Source organism: Arenimonas maotaiensis, assembly GCF_014638745.1.
Classification (GTDB): domain Bacteria; phylum Pseudomonadota; class Gammaproteobacteria; order Xanthomonadales; family Xanthomonadaceae; genus Arenimonas; species Arenimonas maotaiensis.
On sequence record NZ_BMFO01000002.1, the window covers coordinates 175254 to 194901 of the forward strand.

Annotated in this window: 20 protein-coding genes and 1 other RNA gene; 9 read left to right on the top strand and 12 right to left on the bottom strand. The window is 63.2% G+C overall.

Annotated features, from left to right (window positions below; genetic code table 11):
* Nucleotides 1-93 precede the first annotated feature (93 nt).
* From IEV56_RS04830 to ettA, 5 genes are all read right to left on the bottom strand, one after another.
* Nucleotides 94-600, bottom strand: a complete 507-nt coding sequence (locus IEV56_RS04830; RefSeq protein WP_188448345.1) for a DUF1993 domain-containing protein — start codon at nucleotides 598-600, stop codon at nucleotides 94-96.
* A gap of 172 nt (nucleotides 601-772) precedes the next feature.
* Complete coding sequence (locus tag IEV56_RS04835; RefSeq protein WP_229730187.1) at nucleotides 773-1924, bottom strand: HNH endonuclease family protein; 1152 nt, start codon at nucleotides 1922-1924, stop codon at nucleotides 773-775.
* 13 nt (nucleotides 1925-1937) lie between these two features.
* Nucleotides 1938-3068 (bottom strand): adenine-specific methyltransferase EcoRI family protein, encoded by a 1131-nt coding sequence (locus IEV56_RS04840; RefSeq protein WP_188448347.1) that lies wholly within the window; start codon nucleotides 3066-3068, stop codon nucleotides 1938-1940.
* Nucleotides 3069-3291: 223 nt separating this feature from the next.
* Entirely contained in the window at nucleotides 3292-4104 is an 813-nt protein-coding gene (gene pyrF / locus IEV56_RS04845) for an orotidine-5'-phosphate decarboxylase (RefSeq protein WP_188448349.1), read from the bottom strand.
* Between the two features lies 1 nt (nucleotide 4105).
* Nucleotides 4106-5767, bottom strand: coding sequence for an energy-dependent translational throttle protein EttA (gene ettA / locus IEV56_RS04850; protein ID WP_188448351.1), 1662 nt, complete (start codon nucleotides 5765-5767; stop codon nucleotides 4106-4108).
* Nucleotides 5768-5917: 150 nt separating this feature from the next.
* Here ettA and glyA point away from each other — a divergent pair, with 150 nt between their 5' ends.
* From glyA to IEV56_RS04880, 6 genes are read left to right on the top strand one after another with little or no spacing between them, the layout of a single operon-like run.
* Nucleotides 5918-7168: a serine hydroxymethyltransferase gene (gene glyA / locus IEV56_RS04855; protein WP_188448353.1), complete on the top strand. Its 1251-nt coding sequence runs from the start codon at nucleotides 5918-5920 to the stop codon at nucleotides 7166-7168.
* A 6-nt stretch (nucleotides 7169-7174) separates the two neighbouring features.
* Nucleotides 7175-7681, top strand: coding sequence for a transcriptional regulator NrdR (gene nrdR, locus IEV56_RS04860; RefSeq protein WP_188448354.1), 507 nt, complete (start codon nucleotides 7175-7177; stop codon nucleotides 7679-7681).
* Complete coding sequence (locus IEV56_RS04865) at nucleotides 7678-8151, top strand: GNAT family N-acetyltransferase (RefSeq protein ID WP_188448356.1); 474 nt, start codon at nucleotides 7678-7680, stop codon at nucleotides 8149-8151. Before nrdR ends, IEV56_RS04865 begins: the two co-directional genes overlap by 4 nt.
* 59 nt (nucleotides 8152-8210) lie before the next feature.
* On the top strand, nucleotides 8211-8666 hold the full coding sequence (gene nusB / locus IEV56_RS04870) for a transcription antitermination factor NusB (RefSeq protein WP_188448358.1): 456 nt from the start codon (nucleotides 8211-8213) through the stop codon (nucleotides 8664-8666).
* The gene (thiL, locus tag IEV56_RS04875; protein ID WP_188448360.1) at nucleotides 8666-9634 is read left to right on the top strand and encodes a thiamine-phosphate kinase; all 969 of its coding nucleotides are present in this window, start codon (nucleotides 8666-8668) and stop codon (nucleotides 9632-9634) included. The genes nusB and thiL overlap by 1 nt, the downstream gene beginning before the upstream one ends.
* Nucleotides 9624-10106 (top strand): phosphatidylglycerophosphatase A family protein, encoded by a 483-nt coding sequence (locus IEV56_RS04880; RefSeq protein ID WP_188448362.1) that lies wholly within the window; start codon nucleotides 9624-9626, stop codon nucleotides 10104-10106. The genes thiL and IEV56_RS04880 overlap by 11 nt, the downstream gene beginning before the upstream one ends.
* On the opposite strand, the gene IEV56_RS04885 is transcribed toward IEV56_RS04880, so the two are convergent.
* The 5 genes from IEV56_RS04885 to IEV56_RS04905 form a co-directional block, all read right to left on the bottom strand.
* Nucleotides 10103-12682: a cation-translocating P-type ATPase gene (locus IEV56_RS04885; protein ID WP_188448364.1), complete on the bottom strand. Its 2580-nt coding sequence runs from the start codon at nucleotides 12680-12682 to the stop codon at nucleotides 10103-10105. The genes IEV56_RS04880 and IEV56_RS04885 overlap by 4 nt on opposite strands.
* Before the next feature lie 380 nt (nucleotides 12683-13062).
* A complete protein-coding gene (locus IEV56_RS04890; RefSeq protein WP_188448366.1) occupies nucleotides 13063-13227 on the bottom strand; it encodes a zinc ribbon domain-containing protein in 165 nt (54 codons plus the stop codon).
* Between the two features lie 46 nt (nucleotides 13228-13273).
* Nucleotides 13274-14647: an FAD-binding oxidoreductase gene (locus IEV56_RS04895; RefSeq protein WP_188448368.1), complete on the bottom strand. Its 1374-nt coding sequence runs from the start codon at nucleotides 14645-14647 to the stop codon at nucleotides 13274-13276.
* The gene (locus tag IEV56_RS04900) at nucleotides 14647-14994 is read right to left on the bottom strand and encodes a YraN family protein (protein ID WP_229730188.1); all 348 of its coding nucleotides are present in this window, start codon (nucleotides 14992-14994) and stop codon (nucleotides 14647-14649) included. Before IEV56_RS04900 ends, IEV56_RS04895 begins: the two co-directional genes overlap by 1 nt.
* 28 nt (nucleotides 14995-15022) lie before the next feature.
* Nucleotides 15023-16204: a penicillin-binding protein activator gene (locus tag IEV56_RS04905; RefSeq protein WP_188448372.1), complete on the bottom strand. Its 1182-nt coding sequence runs from the start codon at nucleotides 16202-16204 to the stop codon at nucleotides 15023-15025.
* 59 nt (nucleotides 16205-16263) lie between these two features.
* Between IEV56_RS04905 and rsmI the strand changes: the two genes are divergently transcribed.
* Nucleotides 16264-17094 carry a 16S rRNA (cytidine(1402)-2'-O)-methyltransferase gene (gene rsmI, locus IEV56_RS04910; RefSeq protein WP_188448374.1) on the top strand — a complete coding sequence of 277 codons (831 nt, stop codon included), beginning with the start codon at nucleotides 16264-16266 and terminating at the stop codon, nucleotides 17092-17094.
* Nucleotides 17095-17100: 6 nt separating this feature from the next.
* Here rsmI and IEV56_RS04915 read toward each other — a convergent pair whose 3' ends face one another.
* Nucleotides 17101-17526, bottom strand: coding sequence for a hypothetical protein (locus IEV56_RS04915; protein ID WP_188448376.1), 426 nt, complete (start codon nucleotides 17524-17526; stop codon nucleotides 17101-17103).
* Between the two features lie 118 nt (nucleotides 17527-17644).
* Here IEV56_RS04915 and rnpB point away from each other — a divergent pair.
* Nucleotides 17645-17995: RNase P RNA component class A (gene rnpB, locus IEV56_RS04920), an RNA gene on the top strand.
* A gap of 12 nt (nucleotides 17996-18007) precedes the next feature.
* Here the strand turns inward: rnpB and IEV56_RS04925 are convergent.
* A complete protein-coding gene (locus IEV56_RS04925) occupies nucleotides 18008-18835 on the bottom strand; it encodes a DUF6159 family protein (protein ID WP_188448378.1) in 828 nt (275 codons plus the stop codon).
* 363 nt (nucleotides 18836-19198) lie between these two features.
* Here IEV56_RS04925 and mraZ point away from each other — a divergent pair, with 363 nt between their 5' ends.
* Nucleotides 19199-19645: a division/cell wall cluster transcriptional repressor MraZ gene (gene mraZ / locus IEV56_RS04930; protein WP_188448380.1), complete on the top strand. Its 447-nt coding sequence runs from the start codon at nucleotides 19199-19201 to the stop codon at nucleotides 19643-19645.
* The last annotated feature ends 3 nt before the right edge of the window (nucleotides 19646-19648 follow it).

The following is a 19648-nucleotide window of genomic DNA, read 5'->3' on the forward strand; positions in this document are numbered from 1 at the left end:
CGCTTCGCGCATCCCCCTTTGGGAAAGGGGGAGGGCAACCGAGAAAAGAAAAAGCCCGGCGATGCCGGGCTTTTTCTATGCAAGCAATTCGGGTTACACGCTGCCGATGAAATCCTTCTTGCCGATGGCCACGCCGTTGTGGCGCAGGATGTTGTAGGCGGTGGTGACGTGGAAATAGAAGTTCGGCAGGCCGGCGTGGTGCGCGTAGTTCAGACCGGTGTATTCGCGCTTGGTGTCGCCGCGCAGGATGACGATCTCGCGGGCTTCCGCGCCGGCGAATTTTTCGGCCGGAATGCTGGCGAGAAAGTCGATGGTCTTGGCGATGCGGGCCTTGTATTCGGCCAGCGTGGTTTCGGTGTCCTCGAAGCTCGGCATGTCCACGTCGGCCAGGCGGGCGCTTACGCCTTTGGCGAAGTCGCAGGCGATCTGGATCTGCCGGCCGAGCGGGAACATGTCGGGCGCCAGGCGGGCGCCGAGGATGTTGCTAACGTCGCATTTGAGCGCATCGGCATGGGCTTGGGCTTTGTCCAGGCAGGCGTCGAGGGCTTTCAGGCCGCGAATGAAAACGGGTACGGTGGCGTCGAACAGGGCGGGGTTCATGGCAATCTCCAGTCAGGGGTTGCAATCATCGCATATTTTTAGTGCAGGTCGAGTTGAGTTTGGTTGCGTATTAATGCTCGAAATTAGTTGGGGTAGGAAAAGAAAAAGCTCGGCGATGCCGAGCTTTTTTGCTTATAACTAAATTTTAATATGATATTTTCTGTGGAAAATCTCATCGATTTCCTTTTGCCCGATTATGTGTAACGCATAACATCTGGCAATTCTTTGCAGTGCTTTCGCCACCTTTGCTCCAGGCAGAAACATGGTCGGCTTCCATTTCAGCGAATTTCCATATTTTACTTTTATTGGCAGCATGGCCTGCCGCACATAGTGGACAGTTTGATATGTTTTTGGCTTCGGCTTCTTTTGTCTGTTTGGCGTAAACAGATTTCTTAATGGCTTCGTCAAATACACGAACATCAAGTAGTCTAAGATCAACGGATCCGCCAAGTATAAATTCAAATATTCCCTTGCGATTTTTTATATACGCATCACCGTAAAGCTTTTTAACTTCTAACGATACTTTATTAGGGTCATATGCTTTCTTGTGGTAAGTTTCGTACAGCCTTCCCCATTCAAGTCCGCACATTTCATTCTCTACGTCAGTAAATACAGAAGAGGCCCAGTCTATAACGCTTGTGAAATAATTTTTTAGTTCGTTTATATTTTTATCGAATCGATGACTGCTCATGTAGTCAGTTATATTTCCCTTGCTTACCCAGTCTAGTGCTTTCTCCAGAAATGCCTGGCGATTAGCGCTACCTTTGATATAGGCGCTCCATTTTTGTATGTTGGAATTCTGGCTGTTGCTAAATTCTGCTTTCGCAAGTGTTACAAAGGGGCCTGAAAATATGGCATTGTTCAGTTCTTGATTATTTAGTGGAATGCCGGCGATGTTAATGGTTTGAAACCATTTCTTTATCTCGCTTTCTTCGCCCTCACATTCATAGATTGTAATCTTTGTTTCTAATATCTTTTTCTTTCTGTCTGCCGCAATTCCATCAAAATATTGCTCCATGCCATTTTCGTCTTTGAAAGCAAATTTGTTGGTTACGTATCGCCCAAAGCTGGTTATTCGTTGCTGTCCATCTAAAATTTCAAATTCATCATCACTTATTTTTACAAAATAAATTAATCCTAGTGGATAGCCCTTCAGTAGAGAGTCAATTACGGCTACGTCCCTTTTGCCGTCTGCGTAAATGTAACTGCGCTGATATTCCGGCTGAATTGTAAGTTTTCCCGAGAGGCCAAATAATCCCTTTGCTTCAACTTCGTTATAAACGAATCCTTCGCATATATCTTTTACTGTGATATCAGTTCTCAACACTGTTTTCAATTTAGCCCCCATTTCTTTTGTGTTTAATTAAAATTCTCTTATAGATATTTTCGCCATTTATTGAAACTGACATATTGATGTTTTTATTCCAGCCATCTGGTCTTCCATAGTCATATGAGCAGCCAAGTATTTCAAATTGGTCAGGATTGTATTTATCTAAAAAAGTAATTGGCACCCCCATTACGCCATCATAATCGCTTGGAATGGCGTCGGTATAAGGAACTTCAATAGCATCAAAATTGTCATATTTTCTATATCCTTTACCCTTAATGTTCTTGTGAGAGCTAAATTTGATGTTGTCGCTCATGGACATTAGCGGTAATGGCTGGTGCCTTTTCCCGTGGTCAATATTGGTAAGCCAGAGGCAGTTATTGGTGGCAACTATTCTGTTTCCTTCCTCATCAATTCGCGCCTCTGTTCCATACAAATCATAGTTTTCAGGCACTATGAATCCGGAAATCCAACGCCCCATTCCTGTGCCAAGCCAGACCTTATTGCTTTTAATTAGCGGAAAAACTTCTTTATATGTAATTGCATTAATATTGCCTATGATCAAAAATTTTTTATCATGATCGATAAGCTGCTTAATGAATTCAGGAAAAAGACTAAAGGGCGGATTCGTCACTACAATATCGGATTGTTTTAGCAGATTAATGGACTCATCACTACGAAAATCTCCATCATTAATTAATGGGGACCATTCGTTATTTTTATTCCTCTTCAGCTGCAGTGCTACATCTTTCAAACTAAATTCGCCATCTCCATCTATATCACCGACTTCATTGATAATAAATTTATTGGCAGTTACTTTCGGTCGGCCTTTTGAGGTTTTGGGTGGAGCATAATCACTAAACAATTCAAGTTTAGTGTTCGCAACGGGTGAAGGTTTATAGCTTGTTGTAATGAGCTTCTTCAACCCGATTCTTTTAAAGTTCAGCACGAAATAACGAAAGAAATTACTTTCAAATGGATCATCGCAATTGCAGTAGACTACTTTGTCTCGGAAGACGTCAGCGTTATATGCTAGATATGATTCAATTTCTTTCTGAATATCAATATATTGAGTATAAAATTCATCGCTTTTAGATTTCTTCGCCTTGTGCAGTAGCTTATTTGTTGCATTTCTTGGCATAATTGATTCCTTCTTCTTAGATGCTTCAATGAGCCTTGGCCATTACCAGTTTCTGGTTATGTTAATTTAGCTGAATTGCCATATAAAGCATGGGCAGCGATTTCTGCCTAATATAAATTTAATCTTGACCTTGCATGTCAATTAGACTGACATCAAATTTTGATGTCAATAAGAAAAAGCCTGGGAATTCAGAGTGCTGTGCCGGCGCTGGTGGTGCCGCGGATTACCGGTAGCGGTTGATTTCGTCGCGCTGCGTGATGGCGGCGCTGCGGGCCGCGTCGGCGAAGTCTTCGCCCGAGCCGGCGTACAGAATGGCCCGCGAGGAGCTGATGATCAGCGCATCGGTGGCTTTGCCGCGGCCGTTCTGGATGATCTGCTGCACATTGCCGCCCTGCGCGCCCACGCCGGGCACCAGAAACGGCATATCGCCCACAATGGCGCGGACCTCGGCCAGCTGCTGCGGCCAGGTTGCGCCCACCACCAGCAGGCAGTTGCGGTTGCCGTTCCAGTCGCGGGCGATGGTTTCGGCCACGCGCTGGTACAGCGGCTTGCCGCCGCAGTCCAGGTCCTGCAGGTCTTTCGCGCCGGGGTTAGAGGTGCGGCAGAGCAGGATCACGCCCTTGTCGGCGTGCTTCAAAAACGGCGCGATGGAATCATGGCCCAGGTACGGGTTCAGCGTCACCGCATCGGCGCCATAGCGGCCGAAGGCTTCGGTGGCGTATTTCTCGGCGGTGGAGCCGATGTCGCCGCGCTTGGCGTCGAGGATGACCGGAATGGCCGGGTAGGCGGCTTGCGTGTAGCGGATCAGCCGCAGCAGCGCGTCTTCCGCGCCCAGCGCCGCGAAGTGCGCGATCTGCGGCTTGTAGCAGCACACCAGATCGGCGGTGGCGTCGACGATGGCCTTGAAGAACGCGAACAGGGCATCGGGGGTGTCGCGCAGGTGGGCCGGGAATTTCTCCAGCTCCGGATCCCAGCCGACGCACAGCAGGCTGTTATTGGCCCGCTGTGCCGCGTCCACCCGCGCGATGAAGCCCATGTTACTTGAGCGCCTTGTAACGCAGGCGGTGCGGCTTGGCGCCTTCCTCGCCCAGACGGCGCTTCTTGTCCTCTTCGTACTCGCGGTAGTTGCCCATGAAGAACTCCACGTGCGAATCGCCTTCGAAGGCCAGGATGTGGGTCGCGATGCGGTCCAGGAACCAGCGGTCGTGCGAGATCACGAAGGCGTTGCCGGGGAATTCCAGCAGGGCGTCTTCCAGCGCGCGCAGGGTTTCGATGTCCAGGTCGTTCGAGGGTTCGTCGAGCAGCAGCACGTTGCCGCCCTGCAGCAGGGTCTTGGCCAGGTGCAGGCGGCCGCGTTCGCCGCCGGACAGCGAGCCGACCAGCTTCTGCTGGTCCTGGCCCTTGAAGTTGAAGCGGCCGATGTAGGCGCGCGACTGGATCTCGATGCCGTTGATGTTCAGGATGTCGGCGCCGCCGGACACTTCCTGGAACACGTTGTGGTTACCTTCCAGCTTGTCGCGGCTCTGGTCCACGTAGGCCACCTTCACGGTCGAGCCGATCTCGATCTCGCCGGAATCCGGTTTTTCCTGGCCGGTGATCATCTTGAACAGGGTCGACTTGCCGGCGCCGTTCGGGCCGATGATGCCGACGATGGCGCCCGGCGGCACCTGGAAGCTCAGGTCGTCGATCAGCAGGCGGTCGCCGAACTTCTTCGACACGTTCTTGAACTCGATGACCTTGCTGCCCAGGCGCTCGCCCGGCGGGATGAAGATCTCGTTGGTCTCGTTGCGCTTCTGGTAATCGACGGCCTGCAGTTCCTCGATGCGCGCCAAGCGGGCCTTGCCCTTGGAGCGGCCGCCCTTGGCGTTCTGCCGGGCCCATTCCAGTTCCTTGGCGATGGCCTTCTGGCGCGCCTTCTCGCCGGCTTCCTCGCGCTTCAGGCGGTCTTCCTTCTGCATCAGCCATTCGGTGTAGTTGCCCTTCCAGGGGATGCCGCGGCCGCGGTCGAGTTCCAGGATCCACTCGGCGGCGTTATCCAGGAAGTAGCGGTCGTGGGTCACCGCCACCACGGTGCCCGGGTAGCGTGCCAGGAACTGCTCCAGCCATTCCACCGACTCGGCGTCCAGGTGGTTGGTCGGTTCGTCGAGCAGCAGCATGTCGGGCTTGGTCAACAGCAGGCGGCACAGCGCCACGCGGCGCTTCTCGCCGCCGGACAGCTTGCCGCACACGGCGTCCCAGGGCGGCAGGCGCAGGGCGTCGGCGGCCACTTCCAGCTGCTGTTCCAGGGTGTGGGCGTCGCCGGAGGCCAGGATGGCTTCCAGGCGTTCCTGTTCCTTGGCCAGCGCGTCGAAGTCGGCGCCTTCCTCGGCGTAGGCGGCGTACACCTCGTCCAGGCGCTGCTGCGCCTGCAGGATCTCGCCCACGCCTTCTTCCACGGCCTGGCGCACGGTGTGTTCCGGGTTCAGGCGCGGTTCCTGCTCCAGGTAGCCGACCTTGATGCCCGGCTGCGGCCGGGCTTCGCCGGTGAAATCGGTGTCCACGCCGGCCATGATGCGCAGCACGGTCGACTTGCCGGCGCCGTTCAGGCCGAGCAGGCCGATCTTGGCGCCCGGGAAGAAGCTGAGCGAGATGTCCTTGATGATTTCCCGTTTCGGCGGCACGGTCTTGGACACGCCGATCATGGTGTAGATGTATTGCATGCGGATTCCTCGGGCGGAAAGCCCGGTCTGGAGCGTGGAAAGGATGCCGCGATTATCGCCGATTCGCCGGTTTTTGGCCAGTTCCGGCTAGCCCAAAAGCCCCGCGGGGGCTACAATTTAGGGCTCATCCCCCACCGTCCGAGGCCCCCCATGTTCGCCCGCAGCCAGACCATCGCCCAGTACGACGCCGAACTCGCCCAGGCCATCGCCGACGAGCGCCGGCGCCAGGAAGACCACGTCGAGCTGATCGCCTCGGAAAACTACACCAGCCCGCGCGTGCTCGAGGCCCAGGGTTCGGTGCTCACCAACAAATACGCCGAAGGCTATCCGGGCAAGCGCTACTACGGCGGCTGCGAATACGTGGACGTGGCCGAGCAGCTGGCCATCGAGCGCGCCAAGAAACTGTTCGGCGCCGATTACGCCAACGTCCAGCCGCACTCGGGCTCCTCTGCCAACATCGCGGTGTACATGGCCCTGCTGAACCCGGGCGACACCGTGCTGGGCATGAGCCTGGCGCACGGCGGCCACCTGACCCACGGCGCGAAAGTGAACTTCTCCGGCAAGATCTACCACGCCGTGCAGTACGGCGTCGACGAAAACGGCCTGATCGATTACGCCGAAGTCGAGCGCCTGGCCCAAGAGCACAAGCCGAAGATGCTGATCGGCGGCTTCTCGGCCTACTCGCAGATCGTGGATTGGGCGCGCCTGGCGGAGATCGCCAAATCGGTCGGCGCCTACTTCTTCGTCGACATGGCGCACGTCGCCGGTCTGGTCGCCGCCGGCGTGTACCCGAATCCGGTGCCGTTTGCCGATGTCGTCACCTCGACCACCCACAAGACCCTGCGCGGTCCGCGCGGCGGTATCATCCTGGCCAAGGCCAATGAGGAAATCGAGAAGAAGCTGCAGTCGCTGGTGTTCCCCGGCACCCAGGGCGGCCCGCTGATGCACGTGATCGCCGGCAAGGCGGTGGCGTTCAAGGAAGCGCTGGAACCCGAGTTCGTGGATTACCAGAAGCAGGTGGTGAAGAACGCCCAGGCCATGGCCAAGGCCATCATCGCGCGCGGCTACAAGATCGTGTCCGGCGGCACCGAGAACCACCTGATGCTGATCGATTTGATCGGCCGGGAAGTGACCGGCAAGGACGCCGAAGCCGCGCTCGGCAAGGCGCACATCACGGTCAACAAGAACTCGGTGCCGAACGACCCGCGTTCGCCGTTCGTCACCTCCGGCCTGCGCATCGGCACCCCGGCGGTGACCACCCGCGGCTACGGCGAAGCCGAATGCGCCGAACTGGCCGGCTGGATCTGCGACGTGCTCGACGACCACGCCAACGAGGCCGTGCTGGCCGCGGTGCGCGAAAAGGTCACCGCGCAGTGCCGCCGCTTCCCGGTCTACGAATAAGGCCCGATGCACTGCCCGTTCTGCCAGCATGACGACACCCGCGTGATCGACACCCGGGTGGTGGAAGAGGGCATGGCCATCCGCCGCCGGCGCGAGTGCGGCCAGTGCGGCGAGCGCTTCAACACCTACGAGTCGGCCGACCTGAAGATGCCGACGCTGATCAAGAGCAACGGCCGGCGCGAGGCCTTCGAGGAACGCAAGCTGCGCACCAGCTTCGAGCGCGCGGTGCAGAAGCGGCCGGTCACCGGCGAGCAGATCGACGCCGCGGTGCACAGCATCATGCACCGCCTGCTGCGCCATACCGACCGCGAAATCGCCTCGCGCCAGCTCGGCATCCTGGTGATGGACGAGCTGAAGAAGATCGACCAGGTCGCCTATGTGCGCTTCGCCTCGGTATACCGCAAGTTCCAGGACGTCGAGGAGTTCCGCGAGGAGATCGCGCGCCTGGAGCGCGACCTGCCGGGATTGGCCGAGGGCCAACTGCCGCTGCTCGGCGACGCCGCCAAATCGTGAGCCTGTGCATCGAACGCTGGCGCGGCCAGCCGGACGTGGTCGAGCGCCTGGCCGATTGGCATGTGCGCCAGTGGAAGGCCATTTTTCCCGGCTGGGATGAGGCGGCGGCGGTCGACGAGTTCAACCTGCAGCTGCAGACCGACGGCTTGCCGGCGACCTGGCTGGCCTATCTGGACGACGAATTGGTCGGTTCGATCAGCGCTCTGCTGGAGGATTCGCCCGAACTGACCGACATCCCCGGCCCGTGGATGGCCAGCTTCTACATCCGGCCCGAAGCCCGCCGCCGGGGCGCGGCCCCGGCACTGATGGCCGCCGCCGCCGACGGCGTGGCGGCGCTGGGCTATGCCGAGTGGCATCTGTTCACCGAATTCCACGAAGACTACTACCGGCGCTTCGGTTGGTCGGTGCTGGAGCGCCGCGAGCTGCACGGCCAGACCGTGTCGATCATGCGCCAGCGCTTGCCGCGCTGATCCGTGCCGCCGCCGCCGCTCTGCGGTAAAATGGCCGTCCACCCGCATTCCGGACCGCCATGAAACCCACCCGCACCGACGGCATCGACCCGGCCGCCCGTTCGCGCTCCCGCCGCCGCGCCCTGCAGGCCGTGTACGCCTGGCAGATCTCGCACACACCGGTGGACCAGCTGATCGCGCAGTTCGCGCACGAGCAGGACATGGATGTGGCCGACCTGCCGTATTTCGAGGAACTGGTCCGCGGCGTGGTCAAGGGCCATGCCGAACTCGACGCCGCCTTGGCCGATTGCCTGGACCGGCCGATGGAGCAGGTCGACGGCATCGAGCGCGCGGTGCTGCGCATCGCCGCCTTCGAGCTACGCGACCGGCTGGACGTGCCGTACCGCGTGATACTGAACGAGGCCATCGAGACCGCCAAGCGCTTCGGCTCCGACCACGGCCACACCTACGTCAACGGCGTGCTCGACCAGGCCGCCGGCATCTGGCGCCAGCCCGAGCTCGCCGCCCGCCGCTGATGGCCGAGTTCGACTGGATCGACTGGCTCCGGGAACGCGCGCGGGAATCCGCGGCCCGGCCCGACGTCGGTCTGGGCATCGGCGACGACTGCGCCCTGCTCGACGTGCCGGAAGGCATGCAGTTGGCGGTCAGCACCGACACCTTGGTGGCCGGCGTGCATTTTCCGCCGGAAACCGCCGCCGCCGACATCGGCTACAAAGCGCTGGCCGTCAATCTCAGCGATCTGGCCGCGATGGGCGCCGAACCGGCCTGGTTCAGCCTGGCGCTGACCGTGCCCGAGATGGAGTGGGATTGGCTGCGCGGCTTCGCCGACGGCCTGCTGGAATTGGCCAAGGAACACGACATCGCGCTGATTGGCGGCGACACCACCCGCGGTCCGCTGTCGATCACCGTCACCGTGCATGGCCTGGTGCCGGCCGGACAAGCCCTGCGCCGTCGCGGCGCGCGCGTGGGCGACGACATCTGGATCACCGGCAGTCCCGGTGATGCCGCCGCCGCCCTGCGCCAGCTCGGCGGCCCGATGCAGTCGATGAAACTGCGTCACCGGCTGAACCGGCCGACGCCGCGCGTGCAGGCCGGTTTGGCGCTGCGCGGATTGGCGCATGCCGCCATCGACGTCAGCGATGGCCTGGCGCAGGATCTGGGTCATATCCTTGCCGCCAGCGGCGTCGGTGCCGAGCTCGATCTCGGCCGCTTGCCGGTGTCGTCCAGCCTGCTGGATTTCTTCCCCGACGACGACGCGCGCTGGCGCCTGCAACTGGCCGGCGGCGACGACTACGAGCTGTGCTTCACCGCGCCGGCCTCGGAGGCCTTCGCCATCGAACTGGCGATGGCGCAGCTCGGCGTCAGCGCCTCGGTCATCGGCCACATCACCGCCGAGCCCGGCCTGCGCTGCCTGCGGCCCGACGGCGGCGAACTGGTGCTGGAACATGCCGGCTACCGGCATTTCGAAGCCCATGTTCACTGACTTCCGCCTGCTGAAGCACCCGTATGCCTGGCTCGCGCTCGGCTTCGGTTCCGGCCTGTCGCCGAACGCGCCGGGCACGGTCGGCTCGCTGGCGGCGGTGCTGCTGTGGTGGCTGTTGCTCGCGGACTTGTCCTTGCCGTTGCAGTTGGCGGTGATCGTGGCCGGTTTCGGCCTCGGCATACTGGCCAGCGAGTGGCTGATCGCGCGCACCGGCGTGAAAGACCCAGGCTACATCGTCTGGGATGAATTCATCGGGCAGTGGCTCGCCTTGCTGCTGTTGCCGAAAAGCCTGACGGCCGCAGCACTGGCGTTCGCCGCCTTCCGCCTGTTCGACATCGTCAAGCGCGGTCCGGTCGGTTGGGCCGACAGGCGCTTTTCCGGCGGCTTCGGCGTGATGTTCGATGATGTGGTGGCGGGCCTGATGGCCTTGGCGCTGGTGCAAGCCGTGTGGCGTTTCACCGGCCTGGCTTAAGCCGCCCGCAGCGCTTTCCCCAGCCAGCGCAACAGCACCACCGCCGCCAGTACGGCCATGCCGGCCGCCACCGCCACCGCCTGTTGCGCTACGCTCAGCGGCGCGAAATCCATCGCCGCGCGCAGCCAAGGCCAATGCACGGTCAAGGCCGCCAGCGCCAACGCGAACAAGATGATGGCATAGGCCGCCCGATTCGGCACCCGCAGACTGCCCAGGAAGCCGCCGGCCGGCGCGCGGTTGGCCAGGATCAGCGCCGCGTTCGACACCACCAAGGCCACGAACACCAGCGCGCGCGTCTGCGCCTCGCTCAAGGGCGCTTGCCCGAAGCGCGCCCAGGCGTACACGCCGGCCAGGCCGGCCAGCACGCACAGGCCCTGCAATGCGGCAGAGAGCATGTCGGCGGCGCCGAACAACGGCGCCCGGGTATCGCGCGGCGGCTGCGCCATCACCCCGGCTTCGGCCGGTTCGCGCTCGAACGCCACCGCGCAGGACGGATCGATGATCAGCTCCAGCAACGCGATGTGCAGCGGCAGCAGCAGCGGTGGCAGGCCCAGCAGCATCGGAAGCAACGCCACGCCGGCGATCGGGATGTGGATGGCGAAGATGTAGGCCATCGCCTTGCGCAGGTTGGCGAAGATGCGGCGGCCGGTGCGGATGCCGCGCACGATCGAACTGAAGTCGTCATCGGTCAGCACCAGCGCCGCGGCCTCGCGCGCCACATCGGTGCCGCGCGCGCCCATCGCCACGCCCACATGCGCGGCGCGCAGCGCCGGCGCGTCGTTGACGCCGTCGCCGGTCATCGCCACCACCTCGCCGGCGGCCTGCAACGCGCGCACGATGCGCAGCTTCTGCTCGGGCGCGATGCGGGCGCAGACGTTCACCGTGCGCAGGCGTTCGCGCAGGGCGTCGTCGTCGAGCGCGTCCAGTTCGGCGCCGGTCAGCACCCCGCCCTCGGGCAGGCCGGCTTGGGCCGCAATCACCCGCGCAGTCAGCGGATAGTCGCCGGTGATCAGGATCACCCGGATGCCGGCCGAACGGCATTCGGCCACCGCCGCCGGTACGCCGGCGCGCAGCGGATCGCTCAGCCCGATCAGGCCGTCCCAGACGAACTCGAACGCGTGCGGCGATTGCGGAAAGCCGTCGCCGGCATGCCGGCCATGCGCCACGCCCAGCACGCGCAGGCCGCGCGCGGCCAAGGCCTCCACTTCGCGTAGCCAGACCGCCCGTTCGGGCTCGGGCAGGTGGCAGAGATCCATCACCGCTTCCGGCGCGCCCTTGCTGGAAATCACGTGCTGCGCGTCTTCGCCTTTCCAGGCTTGGGTCACGGCTTTCAGGTCGGGCGTCAGCGCGTAGCTGTGCGCCAGCCGCCAATCGCCGTGCAGGTGTTCGGTATCGCGCAGGTAGTCGTGACCGGTGCGGTGGAACGCCGCCTCCATCGGGTCGAACGGCTGCGGCGCGCTGGCCAGGATGGCGTGTTCGATCAGGCCGTGGAAGGCGTCCGGCAACGGCGCGCCGTCGGCCAAGGGCCAATGCAGGACTTGCGGCGCCTGCGCGGGACCGGTCACCAATGCGGTCACCTGCATGCGGTTTTCGGTCAGCGTGCCGGTCTTGTCGGTGCACAGCACGCCGGTGGCGCCCAGCGTCTCCAGCGCGTTGATCCGGCGCGTCAGCACGCCGTCGCGGGTCAGCCGGCGCGCGCCGAGCGCGGGGAACACGGTCAGCACCACCGGGTACTCCTCCGGCAGGATGGCCATGGCCAGCGCGATGCCGGACAGCACCGCCGGCAGCCACTGCCCGGAACGCACGCCGAGCACGGTGATCATCAACGCGCACAGGATCAGCGCCAAGCCGGCCAGCGCCTTCACCAGGCGCGCGGTCTGCGCCTGCAACGGCGTGCGCTGTTCGCCGAGCTGCGCCAGCGAGCGGCCGATGCGTCCGACCTGGCTGCGCGAGCCGGTGGCGGTGACGCGCAGCGTGCCGTGGCCGCGCACCACGAAGGTGCCGGCGTAGGCCCAGGGCCGGTAATCGCCGCCGGGTCCGTCGGCATCGTCGGTTTCCGGCGTCGAAGCATCGGCGCGCTTGTTGACCGGCAAGGACTCGCCGGTCAGCAGCGATTCGTCCACCTGCAAATCGTGCGCCGCCAGCACCCGGCCGTCGGCGGCGACGCGGTCGCCTTCGGCCAACAGCAGCAGATCGCCGGTCACCACCTCGCGCGCCGGGATGTCGCGGGCCGCGCCGTCGCGCAGCACGCGCGCATGGGTTTCGGTCAGTTCGCGCAGGGCCTCGATGGCGTTCTCGGTGCGGCCTTCCTGATAGAAGGTCAGGCCGATCACCGCCAGCACGAACACCGCCAGGGTCAGGCCTTCGGTCAGATCGCCGAGCAGGGTGTACAACAGCGCCGCCGCCACCAGCAGCGCGAACATCGGCTGCTTGAGCAGATCCCAGAGCCGCTGCGCCAGCGTTCGCCGGCGGGCCTGTTCCAGCACGTTCGGGCCATCGGCGGCCAAGCGCCGCGCGGCTTCGGCTTGGCTGAGGCCGGCTACTTCAGGCGTGGCATTGGCGTGGGTTTCGGGCATTTTGCTCACGTCCGTGTAATCAATCAGTCCGAAGGACTGCCTGATACACCAATCATGACTGATTGAGTAACGAGGCTAAATTTTGGGCATCGTCTCTATTTCGAAACAGATACATCAGCACACAAGCACCGAATTCCTGTTCCAGCTCACGCATTCGTACAGGATAGTTCCCAAACCGAAACTTGCGCGAGGTGGAAGCATTTTTCACGCGAAACACCCCATAAACTTCTGGGCGAAGTCAGCCCGCCCTCGATTCGCACATCCGATGTATGTATGGCGCGTTCGATGATTTTGTTCATCTGACCATTGGCGTTTTTTTCCGTCATGCTTCTTGCCCCTGTGTATTGCGGTGATGGTTTTCGGCGGCTTCCATCCGCCGGTCACGCGTCAAAGAATTTCATGACCTGGACGCCCAGGTAAATGAATGCCGCAAGGAGCGCCATGCCGGCGAAACAGCCCATTTTCTGAGGATGTCCGCAATGCGGGCAGGCTTTCGCGCGATAGCTGATCTTGTTCTTGCATTCGCTGCATTCGGTGAGCGGCATCGAGGTTATCCCCGGGCTTGGTTTGTGCGATTAGATATGGGATTTTTCATTCCGGCAAGGTCTTGCACGGATTGAGGATGCCGTCCGGGTCGAACAGCTGTTTGATGCCGCGCATCATTGTCAGCGTCTCCGGCGTGAACGCCTGCGCCATGAACGGCCGCTTGGCCAGTCCGATGCCGTGTTCGCCGGACAGCGTTCCGCCCAAACGTAGCACTTCGGCGAACAGCTTCCCGGCGCAGGCTTCGGCCGTGGCGGTCTGGCCGGCGTCGGCCTTGTCGTACATCACGTTCACGTGCACGTTGCCGTTGCCGATGTGGCCGAAGCTGACGATGGTCAGGCCCGATTCGCACGCTAGCGCTTCCACGAAGCGCACCAGCGCCGGCACCTTGGAGACGGGCACCACCACGTCTTCGTTGATCTTGCCGCTGGCCAGGCTGCGTAGCGCCGGCGAGAGCGCCTTGCGCGCCGCCATCAGCTGCGCCTGCTCGGCCTCGCTGCCGGGAATGGTGATGTCGAGGCAACCATCGCCTTGAGCGAAACCGGCGAGGCGGCGCAGCAGCTCCGGCAGTTGCGCCGGATCGCCGTCGCCTTCGATCATCAACAACGCGCCGGCGTCGGGGATGTCGGCGCCGCCGACCTCGCGCGCCAGCCTCAGCGCGGTGGCGTCCATGAACTCCAGCATCGAGGGCGTATCGGGTTGCGCCATCAGCCGCGCCACCGCCTCGGCGGCGGATTCCATGTCGCGGTACAGCGCGCGCAGCATGGCGCGCGCCGCAGGTTTCGGGCTGAGTTTCAGCGTGGCTTCCACCACCAGCGCCAAGCCGCCTTCGGAGCCGATCAGCAGGCGCGAGAGATCGAAGCCGGCCGCGTTCTTGCTGGTGCGCGCGCCGAATTCGACCAGCTCGCCGGTGCCGGTGACCGCCTTCAGCGCCAGCACGTTGTCGCGCGTGGCGCCGTATTTCACCGCGCGCGGACCGCCGGCGTTGCAGGCGATGTTGCCGCCGATGCTGCAGAACGGCGCCGAGGTCGGGTCCGGCGGCCAGAACAGGCCATGCGGCGCCAAGGCCGCCTGCAGGTCGCCGTTCAACACGCCGGGCTGCACGCGGGCGGTCCGGTCGCCGGGCGCGATGTCCAGGATGGCGTCCATGCGCTCGAAGCCGATCACGATGCCGCGCTCGACCGGCACGCTGGCGCCGGTGGTGTTGGTGCCGCGGCCGCGTGCGGTCAGCGGCAGTTTGTATTCGCGCGCCAGCCGCACCGCGGCCTGCACCTGCTCGATGCGGGTGGGCAGCAGCACCATGGCCGGATTGGCGCGGTAGCTCGAGTTGTCGTAGCCGTAGGCCAGGCAGTCGTCGATGCCGGTCAGCACCGCCTCGGCGCCGAGCGCGCGTTCGAACGCGGCGATCAGACGGCGATCCATCAGAATACGTCCTCGAACACGAAGGCGCCTTGGATCCATTCGATGCGCCAGTCGTCCTCGGTGCCGGTCAGCAGTACGGCATCGAAGCGGCAGGAGGCGTCGGCAAAGCGCGGGTTGCGCTTCAGCCAGCATTGCGCGGCCAGCGCGCATTTGCGGCGTTTGCGCGCGTCGATCGACTGCGCGGCGCCGCCGAAGGCCTCGGATTTGCGTTGCCGCACTTCGGCGAACACCAGGGTGTCGCCGTGCAGCAGGATCAGATCGAGTTCGCCGACCGAAAAACGCGCGTTGCGTTCGAGCAGCGTAAGGCCACGCGCGGTGAGGAAGGCCAGGGCGGCGTCCTCCGCCATCCGGCCGCGGACTTGCCGGAAAGTTGGGCTAGCGGACATCCGCCTGCGGCACGCCGCCGCGGAACACCGCCCACGGCAGGCGGCGTTCGATTTCGCCGTCCGGCTCCAGATGCAGCGTGCCGGTGGCGCCATTGATCGGTCCGTTCGGATTGTTCAGCCACAGATGCAGTCGGGTCGCGATCAGCCAGGCGTCGGCGCCGAAGGCGTTCAGGCGCGCACCGGCGCCGCGGGCGCTCGGCAGTTTGGCCACCGAGGCGGCCGACAGATTCAGCGCGTTGCCGCGGCCGCCCAGCCAGGGCAATTGCGGGAAGCGGATGCCGTCGAGCTGCGCGTTGCTCATTGGGTCGGCGTTGTCGGTGATGTCGCCGCCGGCGTACAGCGGCAGCTGGCCGGCGCCGTTTAGCGCCAACGCGGCCCGCGTCGGTTTGGCGGCGGTGCCCGACATCAGCAGCAGCACGCCGTTGGCGCGCGACAGCGAATCCGGCAACACCGGATTGACGGCGGCGCCGTTGGCGTCCTTGCCGAAGTGCGGCACCGGCGCCTTCGCCACCACGAGGCCGCCGCCGAGGCGGTAGGCGTCTTCGAAGGCGCTGAAGCTGCGTTGCGCGGCATCGTCGCCTTCCACGAACACCGCGGCTTCCAGAATCCTGTCGGCCAGCAGGCGTTCGGCCAGCAGTTCGCCTTCGCGTTCGGGCGTCAGCGAGAAGTCGAGCAGGAAGCGGCTGCGCGGGCCGTCGATCTTGTTCAGCACCAGCACCGGGATGCCGTCGGCGAGCGCGGCCACGGCCGCCGCTTCGTCCTTGCCGATCGGGCCGATGACCATCTGCGCGCCGTCCTTGCGCGCGCGCGCGAACGCGGCGCCGGCGCCGGCGGCGGTGCCTTGCGTGTCGTAGAAGCGGATGATCGGTTTGTTGCGGGTTTCGGCGTAGTAAGCGGCCAACAGGCCGTCGCGCACGGCCGCGGCGGCGGCCGACAGATTGCCGCTCTGCGGCAACAGCACGGCCAGGCGTTGCGGCGCGCGGTAGTCGCCGACGGCGGCGGGGAAGGCGCCGGTCAGCGTCGGCTCCAGCCAATGCTGGTTGCGGGCACGGGCTTCGGCCAAGGCGTCGCGCGGCGCCGCCGGTTTGTCCTCGATCACCGGCGCACGCTTCGGCGCGCTGGTGCAGGCGGCCAGCAGGCAGACGGCGGCGACGGTAAGCAATGCACGCATAACCCAAAGTCCTTGTGCTTGACGCTATGATGGAAGCGGTTCCTGTCCGGATTTTACCAATGTTCGAGCTGAAAAAGGGCGCTTTGTACGTGGTCGCCACGCCCATCGGCAATCTGGGCGATTTGAGCCCGCGCGCGCGCGATGTGCTGGCCGGCGCCGACCGCATCTGCGCCGAAGACACCCGGCATACCCGGCAGATGCTGAACGCGCTCGGCCTGGAGCGGCCGTTGCTGGCCCTGCACGAACACAACGAGGACGCGCGCGTGGCGCAGGTGCTGTCGTATCTGCAGGCCGGCGAAAGCCTGGCGTTGGTGAGCGACGCCGGCACGCCGCTGATTTCCGATCCCGGTTACCGGCTGGTGCGCGGCCTGCGCGCCGCCGGTGTCACCGTGTCGCCGGTGCCCGGTCCGTGCGCCGCCATCGCGGCGCTGTCGGTGGCCGGCATCGCCTCCGACCGTTTCTGCTTCGAAGGCTTCCTGCCGAACAAGTCTACGGCGCGGCGCGAACGCCTGCAGGCGCTGGCTGCCGAGCCGCGCACGCTGGTGTTCTACGAGAGCGCGCACCGCATCGAGGAATGCCTGGCCGACATGCGCGCCGCGTTCGGCGACGCGCGCGAGGCGGTGCTGGCGCGCGAGATCACCAAGCTGTTCGAGACCGTGCTCGACGGCACGCTGGCGTCGATCGCCGAATCCGTCGGCGCCGACCCGAACCAGCGCAAGGGCGAGTTCGTGCTGGTGGTGGCCGGCGCGCCGGAGGACGCGGACGCCGCGTTGCGCGAAGGCAGGCGGCTGTACGCCAAGCTGGCCGAGGTGATGAAGCCGTCGCAGGCAGCCAAACTGGCGGCCGAACTCAGCGGCGCGCCGCGCAAGGCGTTGTACGGCGGCGAGTGAGCGCGCTTATTCGCGCACGATCCTGATCTTCAGTCCGCGTACGTCGTTGCCGACCAGTTGCAGGCTGGAGCGCCCTTCCCAGAACGCCAGCTTCACCAGCAGGTCCTCGCCATCGTCCACTTCGATGTTGAAATCGCGCGGGAAGGCTTTCTGCAGGGCGTCTTCGGCCAGGTCGGCGATGTTGTCGTCGTTGGTGCCGTCTTTCACCGTAATGCTGACCTGCACCGGTTCGCGGCCCTTCTGCGTCATGCGGAACACCAGCACGCCGTCGGATTTGGCTTCGCCGCGGAATTTGATCCGCCACTTGTTCGAGTATTTCAGCGGTGCTTCGGCGGCGGGCGCAGCGGCAGGTGCCGGTACGGCATCCTGCGCGAGGGCGGATGTGCCGAAGGCGAGCAGGGCGGCGGCGATCAGGTGCGATTTCATGGACATGGGATTCTCGCGGTTCCGAGTGGACCATCAGTATGACTTGCGGCGCGGGCGCCGGCGAACCCGATGACGCGGCACGGAACCGTTGCGTTCAGCCGGACTGTGCGACAATGGCCTTGGCGGAGTTGGCCAGACAACCGCGTCGCGCAAGCGCCGAGGAAAGTCCGGGCTCCACAGAGCAGAGTGCCAGGTAACGCCTGGGCGGCGCAAGCCGACGGCCAGTGCAACAGAAAACATACCGCCGAACGGCCCGCGAGGGCGCGTGGTAAGGGCGAACCGGTGGGGTAAGAGCCCACCGCCTGCGGGGCTAACGCCGCAGGGCACGGTAAACCCCACTCGGAGCAAGGCCAAATAGGGGTGCGATGGATTGGCTCGGTCCGCACCCGGGTGTGCTGCTTGAGCCTTGCGGTGACGCAAGGCCTAGAGGAATGGTTGTCCACGACAGAACCCGGCTTATCGGCCAACTCCGCCCCTTTCCGGTTTCTTATGCCGGGTTCCGCAAGGCCTGTTCGATGCGCGCCTGCTCGAATCCGGCGGCGGTTTCGCCGCTGATCGCATAGCGGTACAGCACGGCGGTGTAAACGGCTGATACCGCCGATTTCACGATCACCAGCAAGACCATGGCGGCGGCGCACAGGCCGGCCACCGCGACCGCCAACGCCGGCGACGCGCGGAACGCGAAGAACACCGCGGCCACCGATGCCAACAGCAGGGCGCTGAACGCCGCCTTGTAGCCGGCCCAGATGCCCACGGTGCCGATCAGGTTCTCGCCCCAGGTGCGTTTCAGCAGCTTGCCGCTTTCCACGATAGCGTCGATCGGGCCGATTTTCCGGCTGAGCAGCACCGGAATGACCAACAGCGTGGCCACTTGCCAGGCCATGCCGGCGGCGGCCGTCACCGCGTTCTCCAGGCCGCGGCGGCGGCGTTTGCCGCGGCGCAGCAACAGGCCCGCGGTGGCCGATATCGCGGCAAAGCCCAGAATCGGCAGCGCGTGCGCGTTGGCCAGGCGCAGGCCGTCGCCCAGCGTCGGATTACCGCCATCCAGGCGGATCTGCGCGGCGCCGACCAAGGCCGCGTTGAAATAGTGGATCACCATCGCCTGGCACAGGTAAAAGCCGAACACGAGCGCCATGTTGAACGGCGCGAGGCCATGTTCGAGCAGGCGGCCCAGCATCAGAGGCACGGCGAACACGGCGATGACCGCCAGCGACACCAAGCCCGACAGCGCCGGAAACAGCAGCAGCTCCTTGTCGTCGCGCAATACCCCGAAGCAGGCTTTCAGCAAATCCCAGCTGCGACCGAATTGTTCCATTCCGCTTCTCTCCCCGAGTGAGCCGCCAGTGTGCCATGTCCGACCGGCGGCGCATCGGCCGGAAGTCATCCCTTACAGGGGATTTTTCGCTGGAAACGCGAATTTCGCTGCGCGTCAAGCGGGAAAAGCGGGGCTGGAAGTTCCTGTGGATAACTCCGTGGAAAAATCGCTGACAACGAGCGCGAAAATTAAAAATCAACGTAAACAAAGCGTATGAATCGCTTCTTAAAGTATTTTCTCAAGTTGATGCAAGCCATTGATTCCCCAAATGAAAACCATTGGAAAAGTGCTTGACTTTGACATTTCGGAAGTCTACTGTGGGCAATCAGGGGGAATTCTGGTTTTTTGTGGGAAAAGGTGGATATGTTCCAGGGTGAAACCGCAATCAGCATTGACGACAAAGGGCGTTTGGCCATCCCCACGGCCTTCCGCGACCTGGTCGCGGGCGCGTGCAACAACCGCTTGGTGCTGACCTACAACCCCTACGAGCCGGGTTGCCTCTGGCTGTACCCTGAATCCGAATGGCAGAAAGTGCGTGACCAGGTCATCGCCCTGCCCAGCGCCAAGAAGGTCTATCGCAGTCTGCAGCTGAAGCTGGTCGGCGCCGCCACCTTCCTGGAGCCCGACAGCAGCGCCCGCATCTTGCTGCCGTCCAGCCACCGGCACGCCGCCGGCCTGGAAAAGCGCGCCGTGCTGGTCGGCATGGGCGTCAAGCTCGAGCTGTGGAGCGAACAGGCGCATCTGGCGCAGATCCGCCAGAGCATCGTCGAGGACGATGTCACCGACGCCATGCTGGACCTGAGGTTGTAAGCC